The sequence below is a fragment of the Sphingomonas sp. P3_C6 genome, from assembly GCF_056402595.1.
On the sequence record NZ_JBFUHB010000065.1, the window covers coordinates 1 to 734 of the forward strand.

The following is a 734-nucleotide window of genomic DNA, read 5'->3' on the forward strand; positions in this document are numbered from 1 at the left end:
TTGAAATAGCTAGTGTATTTTATKACAATGGGCAAACGCACCCATTAAGCCATTGTTTTAACGAGCAGATTCCTGGGCAAATTATTTTATTGCGCCGCGCCCAGGGCAAACAGCGCATTCATCTTCCGAACCTCCTTCCGGCGTTCGGAATCCTCGATCCACCGGGCGTAGTGTTTGAATAGCGTCCCCGCATTGCTGTGCCCCAGTTGGCGCGCAATGTAGGCGGGATTGACCCCACCCATCAGCGCGATCGTCGCGAAGGTATGTCGGGTGTGATAGGCATTCCGCTTGCGAATGCTGAGGGCCGCCAGCGCGGGCTGAAAATAGGATTTTCGCTGCTCGTCCGGTGCTGCCCAGGGCTTTCCGGTCACCGGATTCAGAAAGATCGGCGTATTCAAGCCGTTTTCAAAGCTGCGCGACTTCTGCCGTTCCAGAACCGCGATCATCCTGTCGCTCAAATCCACATCACGCATTTCATAAGTCTTGGTGGGCTTGATCTCTCCCCTCACCTTCGCACGTTGAATGCGTATCGCTGGAGTTTGCCAATCTATATCGCTCCAGCGCGCCGCGATCTGTTCGCTGGGCCGCACGCCTGTTCCGAACGCGAATTCATACCAATTCCACGCCTGCTCCGGCGCCCGCGAACGAAGATGGGAGAGGATGGCCTCCATCTCGGCGCTCGTGAAAGGGTCCGGCAGCGAGTGTTGAACCTTCAAATTGCCGATGGAAGCCAA

The 734-nt window shown here is 55.8% G+C and carries 1 protein-coding gene; it reads right to left on the minus strand.

The features are described from left to right. Positions 1 to 86 precede the first annotated feature (86 nt). The coding region (locus tag AC1DT7_RS24190; RefSeq protein ID WP_478038868.1) for a tyrosine-type recombinase/integrase at positions 87 to 734 on the minus strand (648 nt) is incomplete at its 5' end.